At 48.5% G+C, this 14,774-nt stretch carries 11 protein-coding genes and 1 pseudogene; 5 read left to right on the top strand and 7 right to left on the bottom strand.

The window, feature by feature from the left end; all coding sequences use genetic code 11:
- Positions 1-133: 133 nt before the first annotated feature.
- Positions 134-547, bottom strand: a complete 414-nt coding sequence (locus C504_RS0109635) for a hypothetical protein (protein WP_018689123.1) — start codon at positions 545-547, stop codon at positions 134-136.
- A 323-nt stretch (positions 548-870) separates the two neighbouring features.
- On the opposite strand from C504_RS0109635, the gene C504_RS0109640 reads away from it, so the two are divergent.
- Positions 871-1,341: an Hsp20 family protein gene (locus tag C504_RS0109640; RefSeq protein ID WP_026317365.1), complete on the top strand. Its 471-nt coding sequence runs from the start codon at positions 871-873 to the stop codon at positions 1,339-1,341.
- A gap of 78 nt (positions 1,342-1,419) precedes the next feature.
- On the opposite strand, the gene C504_RS0109645 is transcribed toward C504_RS0109640, so the two are convergent.
- The 5 genes from C504_RS0109645 to C504_RS0109665 form a co-directional block, all read right to left on the bottom strand.
- On the bottom strand, positions 1,420-1,929 hold the full coding sequence (locus C504_RS0109645; RefSeq protein ID WP_018689125.1) for a DoxX family protein: 510 nt from the start codon (positions 1,927-1,929) through the stop codon (positions 1,420-1,422).
- A 15-nt stretch (positions 1,930-1,944) separates the two neighbouring features.
- On the bottom strand, positions 1,945-2,724 hold the full coding sequence (locus C504_RS0109650; RefSeq protein ID WP_018689126.1) for an HvfC/BufC N-terminal domain-containing protein: 780 nt from the start codon (positions 2,722-2,724) through the stop codon (positions 1,945-1,947).
- 4 nt (positions 2,725-2,728) lie between these two features.
- Positions 2,729-3,700 (bottom strand): MNIO family bufferin maturase, encoded by a 972-nt coding sequence (gene bufB, locus C504_RS0109655; RefSeq protein WP_018689127.1) that lies wholly within the window; start codon positions 3,698-3,700, stop codon positions 2,729-2,731.
- A 40-nt stretch (positions 3,701-3,740) separates the two neighbouring features.
- Positions 3,741-4,049 (bottom strand): BufA1 family periplasmic bufferin-type metallophore, encoded by a 309-nt coding sequence (locus C504_RS0109660; RefSeq protein WP_018689128.1) that lies wholly within the window; start codon positions 4,047-4,049, stop codon positions 3,741-3,743.
- Between the two features lie 172 nt (positions 4,050-4,221).
- On the bottom strand, positions 4,222-5,268 hold the full coding sequence (locus tag C504_RS0109665) for a threonine aldolase family protein (RefSeq protein ID WP_018689129.1): 1,047 nt from the start codon (positions 5,266-5,268) through the stop codon (positions 4,222-4,224).
- Between the two features lie 518 nt (positions 5,269-5,786).
- On the opposite strand from C504_RS0109665, the pseudogene gltB reads away from it, so the two are divergent.
- From gltB to C504_RS0109685, 4 genes and pseudogenes are all read left to right on the top strand, one after another.
- A pseudogene (gltB, locus tag C504_RS0109670) lies at positions 5,787-10,409 on the top strand (glutamate synthase large subunit); the annotation flags it as partial.
- Positions 10,410-10,412: 3 nt separating this feature from the next.
- Positions 10,413-10,742 carry a heavy metal-binding domain-containing protein gene (locus C504_RS0109675; protein ID WP_018689131.1) on the top strand — a complete coding sequence of 110 codons (330 nt, stop codon included), beginning with the start codon at positions 10,413-10,415 and terminating at the stop codon, positions 10,740-10,742.
- A gap of 11 nt (positions 10,743-10,753) precedes the next feature.
- On the top strand, positions 10,754-12,214 hold the full coding sequence (locus tag C504_RS0109680) for a glutamate synthase subunit beta (RefSeq protein WP_018689132.1): 1,461 nt from the start codon (positions 10,754-10,756) through the stop codon (positions 12,212-12,214).
- Between the two features lie 148 nt (positions 12,215-12,362).
- Positions 12,363-12,635 (top strand): DUF2312 domain-containing protein, encoded by a 273-nt coding sequence (locus tag C504_RS0109685; protein ID WP_018689133.1) that lies wholly within the window; start codon positions 12,363-12,365, stop codon positions 12,633-12,635.
- Positions 12,636-12,698: 63 nt separating this feature from the next.
- Here C504_RS0109685 and C504_RS17565 read toward each other — a convergent pair whose 3' ends face one another.
- Positions 12,699-14,609 (bottom strand): peptidoglycan L,D-endopeptidase MepK, encoded by a 1,911-nt coding sequence (locus C504_RS17565; protein WP_018689134.1) that lies wholly within the window; start codon positions 14,607-14,609, stop codon positions 12,699-12,701.
- Between the last annotated feature and the right edge of the window lie 165 nt (positions 14,610-14,774).

A 14,774-nucleotide genomic window follows, 5' to 3' on the forward strand; every position in this document is an offset into this window, starting at 1 on the left:
AGCTCGGTTTCAGGTGCTCTAGTGATAGGTTTAACGCGTTCAAAGGTCAAAGAAAAACCGGAGACAATTGCTTGTCTCCGGCTATATAACTGGACAGGAAGGGACAGGACAGTCCAGCTAATTTCAAATGGTTTTAGCGAAAGCTATAAGAGAAACTAAACCCGTTGCCACGGCGGTGTCCGCTGTTTTGGCGGTGGTTGCGGATGCGCTCACGGCTGATAACTTTTCCGTTTCTAGCGCTTACGGTAAGATGAACCAGACCGTGACGAGTTTTGGCAACCGCGGAGTAGCGACCATGGTTGAAACGAATGTTTCTGACATTGCGAAAACCTTGGTTGCTGAGTTTGCGTGAAATCTGACGCGGCGAAAGAATGCGTTTACGGTCAGCGCGGTTATGTAAATGTTTGCGGCTCGTGGAGTGCACCTTGGTCACATCCAAGGTTGTTGTGAGTGCGGTTTCAGCACGCAGTGGTGCCGCTTGTGCAGGTGCGATAAAACTTGTTGCGCCCATGGCCAAAAATGCAGTTGCGATAATAAACTTTTTCATCAGTCGTCTCCTTTTTAGTGGAGCCAGCCTTTGATTTGTTTGGCCAGTTCCGTTGATAAAGCCAATTAAACATTTTGACCCTGAACTCAGACGGAAGGTGCTGTTCATTTTCAGTTCATAAAAAATCGACGTGTTTTGTTTGGTTTTTCAATCGGGACTTGAAACCTGTTTTTGCCATCACCAAATTATGGAGGCAGACGCCAATTATGGGTCTGCTGGCCGCAAGAGACACGCCAATTATGGGTGTTTCAGGTCAAATATCGCAAACGAAGAAGGCTGTACCGGCAGGTATAGTCGTAATGTCGCTCAAAGGAGGACACCTCATGCGTCACGTAGATTTTACACCATTAAACCGTTCAACTGTTGGTTTTGACCGTTTATTTTCAATGCTCGATACACTCGCGCAACCTGAAAGCGGGCAAACCTATCCGCCTTATAATATCGAACGCATTAGTGAAAATGCTTACCGCATCACAATGGCAGTCGCAGGTTTTGGCGAAGATGATATTACCATCGAAGCGCGCCCGAATGTTTTGAAGATTGCTGCGGCACAAACGCCGGATGAAGATGGCGAAAAGCATGAAATGCTGCATCGTGGTATCGCGTCTCGCGCTTTCGAACGTCGCTTCCAACTTGCCGATTATGTTGAGGTTAAGGGTGCAAAGCTGAAAAACGGCTTGCTCCACATTGATCTTGCACGCGAAGTGCCAGAAGCAATGAAACCGCGCAAAATTGAGATCACTAAAGGTAGCGCCGACAGCACGAAACAGATTGAAGCAAAAACGACCAACTAATCGAAGTTAATCGTATCATGCTAAACTGATGAGAGCCGCCGGAATTCCGGCGGCTTTTTTGTGCGGAGTTCTGCGGCCTTAGCGGTATAGGCGCTGCAGAAAACTATCGACAGCAATACGGCCTGGACCCCATGCCATAAGTGCCAATGCGATTGCGGCCCATGTGAGGTGCACCGGCCAGCCGGTTGGAACTGTCAGCTGAATGATGACAGTCATTGCTAAAATGCCAAGGGCTGCAAAGCGCGTGAATATGCCAAGCACGAGCAAAACGGGTAGAATAATCTCTCCAAGGCCGGCACCAAATGCAACGGCATAAGGGAACGGGAATGGATATGTGCTGCCTAAAATGTGCAGCTGAAACTCATTTTCAAACAGGAGCGGTGCAATTTCTGAAAGCTGCAAAAAGCCATCCCACTTCAAATCGCCGGATTTCCAAAATGGAACAGCAACGGCCACACGCAGCACCAGTTGCGTTATATCTTTTTGCGCGATGGTTTGGATCAGGTTCGATGCTTTTCCGATGATGCCTGCTGGTGTGGCATTGTCCATAGCGGCTGATTTTTCTTCATGAGCAGAAATTGTGGTCATTATTCTATCCCTCCATTATATCGCTTGGCCGTCCAAATTTATTTGGATGGTTGCTCCGGATGCCAGAAGCATTTGCAAATTGTGATTAAGATCGAAACTGATGTCAGTTTCGGTTGCTAAAGCGGATGCATCACCCAAAGTTTTGCCTTTGAGAATTGCATCCATGAAAACATGCTCGCCCACGCTCAGAAGTATAAGCCGCGTGTCTGTTTGGGGCCGCGTCAACATAAGCGCTTGCGGGTTGCTCATGTCGACTTTGGCAAGTTCCATGAAACCGCGGTTCATGAGAAAAATATCATGAACCGGAAAATCAGAATTGATGATGTAGCTTGCCGGATGCGGGGTGAAGCTTATGTCCGCCAATCTTTGCGGATCAACCATGCCAAGGCGGGCAGGATCAAGCGGTGCTAAATCTGCGGCGTGATAGGCGGTTAGCCAAGCCCGTTCGATACGGGCAATATCACCAAGATAGGGAAGCGTTTTTGCAGGCTCGAAACGATCAATAAAATCGCCAAAATTTTGGCCATATAAAAAGAGCAGGGGGGACTTTGGTGGATGTGCCCGCACATATTCACGGGCCATGGCACGGAAATATTCTTCGCCGACAATTTTCTGTACGGCTGGATAAATATCTGCAACCGCATTGATAAGGCTTACAGTCACATTGTTGCGGTAAACATTGTAGCGTTTGTCTGCTGCTTTACCGTTTGGGCCGATGATTTCATCGGGCTTTGGCGCAGCAGGGTTGAGCATACCGGCTGCAAAAGCCTTCGTTTCATATGAATTATCAGCCATAGCGTTAAACCGAACTAGCATGGCGTTTTCCAAGCGGTGCCATATCGTGCATTCGCTGCGCGCGTTTTAAAATTGCGTTTGCACTACCAGCTTCAGCGCGCAAAATGGGCCATTCGGGTAATTCAGAATCCCATTCCACAAGCGTTGGAATACATCCGGCAGTCTCTATAACGTCTTCATAGAGCGACCATACGGGATCAGAGACAGGGCGGTTGTGACTATCAATTAGAAGCGTTTGGCCTTCATCATCTTCTTGCTCGGTATGGCCTGCCAAATGAATTTCGCCGACATGCTCAAGCGGAAATGCGTCCAGATATTCAAGAGCGGAAAATTTATGGTTGGTTGCGGATACAAAAACATTATTGATGTCGAGCAACAGGCCGCAGCCAGTACGTTTTACGATCTCGCGCATGAAATCGGTTTCGCTCATGGTCGAGTTTTCAAAGAGAACATAGGTCGCAGGATTTTCAAGAAATATTTGACGCCCCATGACATCCTGCATTTGGCTGACATGCTGCGAAACATGGTCAAGCGTTTGTGCGGTGTATGGCAATGGGAGTAAATCGTTGAGGAAAACATCCTCATGGGTGGACCATGCCAAATGTTCAGAGATCATGGCAGGTTCATAGCGATCAACGAGCATTTTAAAGCGTTGCAAATGATCTTGGCTTAGCGGCTCGGGACCACCGATTGACATGCAAACACCATGTAATGAGATTGGAAAATCTTGTCTTACGCGTTCTAATGTGCGGTGCGGATAGCCGCCATCGCCCATATAGTTTTCTGCGTGAACTTCCAGAAAGCCAACATCGCCTGGATCATTGAGAATAGCCTCAAGGTGATCGTGCTTGAAGCCGACACCGGCTGATGCCGATGCCAGTTTGTTGTTTGGTCTTGCTGCAAACCGTGAGTGTGAAGCATCAGACGATGCTGCTGAAACTTCATCACGATGACGCAGGGGGGGACAAGATGTCATTGTGTGTTCTCCGGTTTGCAACAAGTTATTCGCGATCTGCTTAAGCAGGAACATCGCGTGTGAGCGCTGTCAAAGAGCCAGCTTTGTTGTCGCCAACGCTCATTGTTTCGCATGAACCAGCTTCAACATATTTCCAGGCATTGCCCTGATAATCGATTGTTGATGTGCCTTGGCATGTTGTGCCTGGGCCTGCTGCACAATCGTTCTGGCCTGCAAGTGAAACGCCAAAGCATTTTTCTTTTGCTGCGTGCGCGTCGTTGATTGTGCCAAGGTTTACACCTGCAATTGCTGCTGCAACGGCAGAAGCCATTACGGCTGCTGATACGGTAGATTTAACTGCATTAGACATGAGTAACTTCCTTTTATCGTTTTATAATTGCTGTTTCGTGGACCGTAGCCTCCGCGCCGGTCTTCAACAGAGTTTCAAAAAACGTAATCAAAAGGAAATGAAGAGGATGCGAGAATCCCGCACGTCATCCTCACGAAATGGTGAGCTTATCGATCGTAATTGTGTGAAAAAGCTACATTAGCGCTGCGAATTGCTCAATTTGTGCCGGTGTTGTTGCAAAGCTGGTCACCAAGCGCACGAGATATTCATCGTCTTTAACAAGGTTATCCATGCCATAGGGCGCTGGCCAATCATAAAATTGCGCGCCCGCCGCTTTGGCTTTATCAGCATGGTCTTTCTTCATAATGGCAAACACTTCATTGGCCTGACATGGCCATGCCATGCGCATTGTGGTGCTACTATCTATTTTGTGTGCCAATAGGGCGGCCATTTTATTGGCGTGACCCGCAAGCTCTAACCACAGATTGTCTTCTAAATAAGCATCAAATTGTGAGGCTATGAAACGTGTTTTAGAAAACAATTGCGCCGAACGCTTTTGTAGATATGGCACGTCGCTTGTGTAGGTTTGGTCCATATAAATGAGTGCTTCTGCGCACCAACAACCATTTTTCGTTCCGCCAAACGACAAAATATCAACGCCGCTTTCCCACGTCATTTGTGCTGGTGTGCAGCCAAGCGCTGCAATTGCATTGGCAAAGCGTGCACCATCCATATGCAGCGGCAGGCCATATTGTTTGGCTATTTTTGAAATCTCTTTAATTTCAGCCAATGTATAGAGCGCGCCGACTTCGGTGGCCTGCGTAATCGTAATCGCCATGAGCTGTCCGGCATTTAGTGAGCCTTGGGGAAACTGCTCCAAAGCCTTTGCCAAATTCGCCGGATCGATTTTGCCAAGTGGACCATCAACCGCGCGAAGGCGTGCACCATTTGTGAAAAATTCAGGTGCGCCGCATTCATCTTCCATAATATGGGCTTCGCGGTGGCTAAATGATATGCCGCCCGTTTTGTTCACAGATGCAAGCGCCAGTGAATTGGCCGCTGTGCCTGTGGCGACGAAATAAACATTTACGTCGCGCTCAAACAGTTGATTGAACCTAGCGTTCACTTTGTTATCGACTTCGCTATTGCCGTAAGATGGTTGAAAACTGCCAGCCTGCTTAGCTGTTGCGTTTGCAATTTTCTCATGGGCGCCTGCCCAATTATCCGATGCGAAGAACATAAAACCTGACCTTGAATATGGTGATTATCTATTCGGTACTCCCATAATAACGCTATTAAGACACGCTAAAACTGCTTATATCTGCACTTAATTGGATTTTTTTCGATTGCACCGCAAAAAAGTAGCTATCAATCCAGTTGTGTCGCCTTGTTTTTTTTTAGAAGTCTGCCATAGATCAGGTCAGCAATGCTGTCCTAATTTGGAATTCGTGTGATTGTCTTCGATGATTGCACGTTTTAGTGCCTAAAATTTGGGCATACAAACTCCAACAAGGCGATTGACTTGAGGACGCCGCTGGATATTTCCAGTGACGAGACAGGTTACGCCGCATTGTCATATATAAGTGTGGGTGTTTCTGTTTTTCTAAAGCAGAATATGTCGAACGGTCCAAGCTGGACCATCTTTGTAAATGCCGGAGGGTTATGATGACGAAATTGACGCCATCTTTGAATGCAACTGAACGCGATTTTTCTGCGGACAAACGCACGGCCACGGCACATAAGGATACGATCAATCGCGGTATGCCTGCAGCGCAGGGTCTTTATGATCCGCGCAATGAGCATGATGCCTGCGGTGTTGGCTTTATTGCCAATATGAAAGGCAAAAAGTCTCACGAGATTGTCTCTCAAGGTCTGGCAATGCTGGAAAATCTTGAGCACCGCGGTGCGGTTGGCGCAGACCCACTTATGGGTGACGGCGCTGGCATGCTGGTGCAAATTCCAGATACGTTTTTCCGCGAAGTTTTAGCAGAAGATGATGTCTCGCTTCCTGAAGCGGGCGCTTATGCTGTTGCACATATATTTATGCCGCAAGAAGAAGATCTGCGTGCGCATTGCATGGGTATTATTACCGAATGTGCGATGGCCGAAAATGTTGATCTGATCACTGTACGCGATGTGCCTGTTAACAATGGCATGCTTTCTAAAGCGCCGGAAATTGCAGCCAGTGAGCCTTGGCACATTCAGGTTTTCTTTGCTTGTCCTGAGGGCTTGGACGAAGATGCATTTGAACGCCGTCTTTATGTCTTGCGCAAAGTGATTTCGAACCGGATTTTCCAAGAAACGCAAGGCCGCGACAATGGCTTCTACATTGTTTCAATGTCGTGCCGCACAATTGTTTACAAAGGCATGTTTCTGGCCGATCAGGTTGGGCCTTATTATACAGACTTAACCGATCCGCGTTTTGAAACAGCGGTCGCATTGGTGCACCAGCGCTTTTCAACAAATACATTTCCAAGCTGGAAGCTCGCACACCCTTATCGCATGGTTGCGCATAATGGTGAGATCAACACGTTGCGCGGTAACGTCAACTGGATGGCTGCACGTCAGGCTTCTGTTTCCTCGCCGCTTTTTGGTGATGAGATCGCAAAGCTTTGGCCGATTTCTTATGAAGGCCAGTCTGATACTGCATGTTTCGACAATGCATTAGAATTTCTTGTTCAGGGTGGTTATTCACTAACCCACGCTGTCATGATGCTTATTCCAGAAGCATGGTCGAACAATGATTCAATGGATGAAGGCCGCAAAGCTTTCTACGAATATCACGCTGCATTGATGGAGCCTTGGGATGGGCCAGCTGCGGTTGCCTTTACAGATGGCCGCCAAATCGGTGCGACGCTAGACCGTAATGGTCTGCGACCAGCGCGTTATATCGTGACCAAAGATGATCTTGTTATCATGGCGTCTGAAGCCGGTGTCATTGAAGTTCCAGAAGAGCGTATCGTTACCAAATGGCGTTTGCAGCCTGGTAAAATGCTGCTCATTGATATGGAGCTTGGCAAAATTGTTTCTGATGCTGAAATCAAGCAGCAGATGGCCGATGCTAATCCGTACCAAAAATGGTTGCAGGACACGCAGCTTATTTTGGAAGACTTAAAGCCGGTTGCTGCGCGTGAGCCTAACACCGATGCGTCTTTGCTCGATCGTCAGCAAGCCTTTGGCTATACGCAGGAAGATACAAAAATCCTGATGTCGCCGATGGCAACCACGGGTCAGGAAGCCATTGGTTCTATGGGAACCGACACGCCAATTTCTGCGATGAGCGACAAGTCAAAAATGCTCTACACGTATTTCAAGCAGAACTTTGCGCAGGTTACGAACCCGCCGATTGATCCAATCCGCGAAGAACTGGTGATGAGCCTTGTTTCATTCATCGGTCCGCGTCCTAATCTTTTGGATTTGCAAGGTGCGTCTTCTCACAAGCGCCTAGAGGTTCGCCAGCCGATCCTCACCAATGGTGATTTGGAGAAAATTCGTTCAATCGGTCATACGGAAGATCTGTTTGACACCAAAACGATTGATTATACCTATCCGGCGGCAAACGGTGCCGATGGCATGGAAGCTGCAATCGATCAATTGTGTGAACGCGCTGAAAAGGCGGTTCATAGCGGCTATAATATTATCGTTCTTTCAGACCGTAAAATCGCTGCGGACCGCATTGCAATCCCTGCGCTTTTGGCAACGGCTGCCGTGCATCATCACCTTATCCGCAAAGGGCTTCGCACATCTGTTGGTCTTGTGATTGAGACAGGTGAACCGCGTGAGGTGCATCATTTCTGCTTGCTTGCTGGTTATGGCGCAGAAGCAATCAACCCATATCTGGCTTTCGACACTTTGCTTGATATGCATGAGAAGGGCGAGTTCCCGCCAGAGGTTGATGCGTATGAAGTTGTCACGCGCTATATAAAATCTATCGGCAAGGGTATTTTGAAAGTTATGTCCAAAATGGGCATCTCGACTTATCAATCCTATTGCGGCGCGCAAATTTTTGATGCGGTTGGCCTTCGCCAATCATTTGTTGATCGCTTCTTCTTTGGCACAGCAACAACGATTGAAGGTGTTGGTCTTGCTGAGATTGCAGAAGAGACTTTACGCCGCCATGAGCTCGCATTTTCAAATGACCCTGTCTTGCGCAATGCGCTGGATGTTGGCGGTGAATATGCTTTCCGTATGCGCGGTGAAAACCACACTTGGTCGCCGGATGCGGTTGCGAATTTGCAGCATGCTGTGCGTAAAGATTCCTATAGCACCTATAAGGAATTTGCAGCTGAAGTGAACGCTAAGACCGAGCGTGCGAACACCATTCGCGGCCTGTTTGACATTAAGACGTCTGATAATCCTATTTCAATTGATGAAGTAGAATCGGCAGCCGATATTGTTAAGCGCTTCTCAACTGGTGCGATGAGCTTTGGCTCAATCTCGCGTGAAGCCCACACAACACTTGCACGTGCGATGAACGCCATTGGCGGTAAGTCAAACACGGGTGAGGGCGGCGAAGAGCCAGACCGTTTCATGCCGACACCGGATGGGAAAGCAAACCCTGAGCGCTCTGCGATCAAGCAGGTTGCATCGGGCCGTTTTGGTGTAACGACAGAATATCTTGTCAATGCGGACATGATTCAAATCAAGGTTGCACAGGGTGCAAAGCCAGGTGAAGGCGGCCAGTTGCCGGGTCACAAAGTTGACGCGACAATTGCTAAAACCCGCTATTCAACACCGGGCGTTGGTTTGATTTCACCGCCGCCGCACCACGATATTTATTCAATCGAAGACTTGGCACAGCTGATCTATGATTTGAAAAATGTGAACCCTGCGGCTGATATTTCTGTCAAACTGGTATCAGAAGTTGGTGTTGGCACGGTTGCTGCTGGTGTTGCTAAAGCACGTGCCGACCACGTTACAATTTCCGGTTATGATGGCGGCACGGGCGCGTCACCGCTTACATCGCTTAAACATGCTGGTTCTCCATGGGAAATGGGGCTTGCTGAAACACATCAGACACTTGTGATGAACGGACTTCGTTCGCGCATCGCACTTCAGGTTGATGGTGGTTTGAAAACAGGCCGCGACGTTATTATCGGCGCTCTTCTTGGGGCTGATGAATTTGGTTTCTCAACAGCGCCGCTTATCGCTGCTGGCTGTATCATGATGCGTAAATGTCATCTGAATACATGTCCGGTTGGTGTTGCAACGCAGGACCCTGAATTGCGCAAGCGCTTTAAAGGTGCACCAGAGCATGTGATCAATTACTTCTTCTATGTTGCTGAAGAAGTGCGTGAATGGCTGGCTGCAATGGGCTACCGCAAGCTTGATGACATTATTGGTCAAAGCGAAATGCTAAGCCAAGCGCAATTGATTGAGCATTGGAAAGCCAAGGGTCTTGATTTCACAAAATTGTTCTTCAAGCCAGATGCTGAAAAATCAGAGACTTATTGGACGCAGCGCCAAAAGCATCCGATTGACAAAATCCTTGATCGCAAGCTGATCGAGCAAGCAAAGCCTGCGCTTGAAAACAGGCAAGCTGTGCAAATCGAAACACCGATCCACAATGTTGACCGTTCTGCAGGGGCAATGTTGTCGGGTGCTGTTGCGAAAGCATTTGGTCATAAGGGGCTGCCTGACGACACAATTCATGTGACACTAACGGGTACAGCGGGACAGAGTTTTGCAGCATTCTTGATGAGTGGTGTGACGTTTGACCTTGTTGGCGATGGCAATGACTATGTGGGCAAAGGCCTATGTGGTGGCCGGATTGTTGTGCGTCCGCCAGAAAATTCAAACATCGTTGCGAAAGATAGCATCATTGTGGGTAACACTGTTTTATACGGTGCGATCCAAGGTGAAGCCTATTTCCGCGGTGTGGCAGGCGAGCGCTTTGCTGTTCGTAACTCAGGCGCAGTGACTGTTGTTGAAGGCTGCGGCGACCATGGCTGTGAATATATGACAGGCGGTGTGGTTGTTGTTCTTGGCAATACGGGCCGTAACTTTGCGGCAGGTATGTCTGGCGGCGTTGCTTATGTGCTTGATGAAGATGGCACGTTTGAAAAACGCTGTAACATGGCGATGGTTGAACTTGAGCCAGTGCCGGAAGAAGATGATATTCTTGAGCAGCTTCATCACCATGGCGGCGACTTGGCGCATAAAGGCCGTGTTGATGTTACGGGCGACATGACACGCCACGATGAAGAGCGTCTTTTGCAGCTGATCACGAACCACAAAATGTACAGTGGCTCACTACATGCAGCGCAGATTCTGGATAATTGGGAAGAGTATCGTCCTAAGTTCCGCAAAGTGATGCCGGTAGAATATCGTCGTGCTTTGGAAGAAATGGAAGCAATGCGCGGCATGGTCGCGGCGGAGTAAGTCATGATTATATCAACGACAAACTCTATAGAAGGCGCGCGTATTACTGATTACAAAGGCGTTGTGACTGGGGAAGCAATTCTGGGCACCAACATCTTCCGTGATTTTTTTGCTGGTATTCGCAATATCGTCGGGGGCCGATCTGGCGCCTATGAAAAGGCGCTACGTGAAGCGCGCGAAATCGCTATATCCGAGATGCAAGCTGAAGCACACAATTTGGGTGCTAACGCGGTCATTGGTGTGGATATAGATTATGAGAATATAACAGCGGGTGATAGCGGTTCCATGTTGATGGTGTCCGCAACCGGTACAGCCGTTGTGCTGGCTAGCTAAGGATTTATGATATGGGTAAAGTGACAGGCTTTTTGGAAATCGACCGTCAGACGGCCAAATATGCGCCGGCCTCGGACCGTATCCGCCACTTTAAAGAATTTACAATTCCGCTCAATGATAGCGAAGTTGTCAAACAAGCAACGCGCTGCATGGATTGCGGCGTGCCTTATTGTCATGGACCGACCGGCTGTCCAATTCACAACCAAATTCCCGATTGGAATGATCTGGTTTATAATAAAAACTGGAAAGAAGCTGTTCGCAATTTGCTTTCGACGAACAACTTCCCAGAATTTACGGGTCGTATTTGTCCAGCGCCATGTGAAGAAGCCTGTACGCTTAACCTTGAAAATGCGCCGGTAACAATCAAGACGATTGAACAAACGCTGGCTGACAAGTCAGAAGAATATGGTTTCTTCGAGCCGCAGATTGCGGAAGAAAAAACAGGCAAAAAAGTTGCGATTATTGGCTCCGGTCCTGCGGGTCTGGCAGCAGCTCAGCAGCTTTCGCGTGTTGGTCATGATGTTCATCTTTTTGAACGTGAAGCACGTATCGGCGGCTTGCTGCGATATGGTATTCCAGACTTCAAAATGGAAAAACACCATATTGATCGCCGCGCTAAACAGATGGAAGGCGAGGGCGTAACCTTCCACACCAACGTGAATATTGGTGTCGATAAGACCATTGAAGAATTACAAGCCGAATTTGATGCAATCATTTATTGCGGTGGTTCTGAAGTGCCGCGTGAAGCGGGTATTCCGGGCGATGATTTGTTCGGTGTTCATCCGGCGATGAACTATCTTGTTCAGCAAAACAAACGCGTGGGCAAAGAAACGTCAATTGAAAGCGTTGCTTGGCGTTCAGAGCCTATTTTAGCATCCGGCAAACATGTTGTTGTTGTGGGCGGCGGTGATACTGCATCTGACTGCGTTGGCACGGCATTCCGTCAGGGTGCTGTGAAAGTAACGCAGCTTGATATTCGCCCGCAGCCACCGGAAAAAGAAGATAAGCTTACAGTTTGGCCTTATTGGGCAACAAAGATGCGTACATCTTCTTCGCAGGCCGAAGGCGCAACGCGTGAGTTTCAGGTGGCGACACTCGAATTCATCGGCGAAGAAGGTCAGCTAACGCATGTTAAGTGCTGCGAAGTTGATGAAAAGCGCGAGCCTGTTGCAGGTTCTGAGTTTTATATTCGTGCCGACCTCGCTTTCATCGCGATTGGCTTTGCTGGCCCGCTGGAAGATAGCGGCGTTGTGAGTGAACTTGGTGATGCCATTGAAATGAACACGGACCGCCGTGGTAACCGTTCTGTCAAAGCCAATGACAAAGATTATAAAACATCTGTCGATAAGGTTTTTGTTGCTGGGGATGTGCGCCGCGGCCAATCCTTGGTTGTTTGGGCTATTCGCGAAGGACGCCAAGCAGCGCGTGCTGTGGACGAATTCCTGATGGGATCATCCATCCTACCACGCTAACAGCTTGGCTAAATTGAAGGGCAGCTTCGCGCTGCCCTTTATTTTGCGTTGCGTTTCAATTCAGCTAAATATTTCTTTTGTTTTTGCTTGACCCGTTCGATTCGCTACGGCAATTGAAGCCTTCAATCATTCCAGTGGAGTTTTCAAAATGTCTGATGTTCAGGGTGTAGCAAGTGATCAGCTTCGTGCGTTTGTCGAGCGGATCGAACGTCTTGAAGAAGAAAAGAAAACGATCGCAGACGACATAAAAGAAATTTATGCGGAAGCTAAAGGCAATGGCTTTGACGTCAAAGTTCTTCGCAAAGTTGTAGCGCTTCGTAAGCAAGACATGAATGAGCGTTTGGAGCATGAGGCGGTTCTTGACCTCTATCTACATGCGCTTGGTATGGCGCCAGCAGATACGACGCCTTCTGACGAATAAGGTTTTTACCCGAACCAAAAAAAGGCTGCCAATTGGCAGCCTTTTTTATTGCTTAGATTTTAATTAGTTCGGTACGCGAATTTGAAGCGGTTCACCGCGTCCTTCACCGCCATTACCTTCGAACTTTGCAACAGCAAGAAATGTTACTGCATTGCCGCTGAACGAATTTGTATTCGGCGGCGGGTCTTTAGAGAAGCCAGATGTGTAAACCACATTTGGCACAGCGCGGGTTGCATTTTGAATGAAATCAGGGCGTTCGCTTGCGCGTCCTTCTTGCGTTATCGATGCGCTTGCTGTGGTCCATGATCCAAAGCGTGACTTATCAATCTCTTCAACGGGAATAATCTTTGCCGCTGGTGCAGCCGTGCTAGCAATGTCTTTTGCTGTCGGGCGTGAACCTTTGGCTGTTGAAGATGTTTGATCGGAAACATTAAGCGATGCCACTAATGTTTCGACAGGTTTAGTTGCAACAGGCTCAGCTGCGGGTTTCGTTGGAGCAGGGCTTGCTGCTACAGGCGTTTGAGGCACGGTCGCTGTCGGGATTGTGATGCCTCTGTCTGGCGGTGCATAAGCTGCAATCGTTTCAGTAGGGCTCGTCTCATTGCTTGTCGCGCGCTCTAATGGTTTTGGCGTTGGCAAGCTGGCAAGTTCAACTGTTTCACGCACTGCACGCTGCGGCGCTGGTGTCGGGATCGGAATTGCATAAGCAAGCTCTGTTTGTTCTTGCTCTGGCGTTGCTTCTACATTGCTGTTGATTGCAGCAGCAATTGCAACATTGCCATCAGGTGCTTGTGGCTGGGCCTGCGGCGCTTGGTTTGCACGCGCTAAAGCGTTTTCTAAATCTTGCGCGGATTGCCTATCAACAGGCGGCTCGGCACGCGCGATCAAAACGGTAGGACGGCTTGATGGAACGGGAATTTGATATGTTGGTAGTTCCGGCGCGCTGGCAATTTCAACTTGTGGAACAGGAGTTGGCGCAGGTGCTGGAATAGGTGCAGCAACCGGCGCAGAAATTGCGACAGGTACAGCGCTCTCAGTTGCCCGGTTTCTAGGGGCAGAAGACGGGACTGGCAAAGAACGGGTTGGCAATGACGCAAGAAGCGTTCCTGGCGTGTCTGCTGGTCTTGGCGTTGCTTTTGCACGAGCCGGAGCTTGTGGCGCGGCGACTGTTGTTTCTTCATTGTCTTCTTCTTCGTCACGTCCACCGAAGAGAGCAGTCAAAAGATTGCCACCACTACGCTTTTTATCTTCAATAACAGGTCCGCCGCCATTGCGTTTACCTGCTTTGTAATCAGCAAGGGCTTTGTTGTATCCAGGCAAAGGTTTGCCATCGGGTGGTAAATGCAAAGTACCACCGCGCGGGAAGAGCCTTGTTAATTCGCTGCGGCTCATGCGCGGCCAAGCACGCACATTGCCTGTATCTAAATGAACGAATGGCACGCCTGAACGCGGGTAATAGCCAACGCCGCCGCCGCCGAGTTTAAAGCCAATTTCACGTAGTTTTTTTACTGGTACGCCGGGGATATAAAAATCCATCGCTTTGCCAAGCATGTGCTGGCTTTTGGTCGCTTGTCCGCCGCGCGTTTTACGCAACATCGCGTTGGTTGCAGGTGAACGGTAGGCTGAAACAACGTGAATATATTCACGCGAACCGGATGCACGATATGCTTCCCAGACGAGATCTAAAAGCGCAGGATCCATTTTGGTTGGTTCATTACGGCGCCAATCACGCAGAAAGCGATTGATTTTTGTCAGGCCGCTAGAAACATATCGTCCGTTCTTTTTGAAAACGATGTTTTCTTTTTCTTTTGTATGGATGTAATAAAGCTTGAGCGAGCGGGTTTCAGCCGATGCTTCGACCGCAAAACTGACGCTTGCGAGAACCGAAATGGTGAACACGGCAATAAATCTGGCTAGAAAGCTTCTGCCAGAATTACACGATATTTGGTTTTTAAATTTATTATCAAAAATCAAGGCACGCTGCTCTTAGTTGTTATAAACCAGAACTGAATACATCATTATGGTTAACCGGCTCTTAGCGTTGTGCCATTGTGAGTTTTCAATTGCAAACGCCTTAACTTACATAGAGAGCCTGTGGCCAAAGTCCACCATCAACAGTCCATTTCAATCAATGTAATC

This window comes from Ahrensia kielensis DSM 5890, from assembly GCF_000374465.1.
Taxonomy (GTDB): Bacteria; Pseudomonadota; Alphaproteobacteria; order Rhizobiales; family Rhizobiaceae; genus Ahrensia; species Ahrensia kielensis.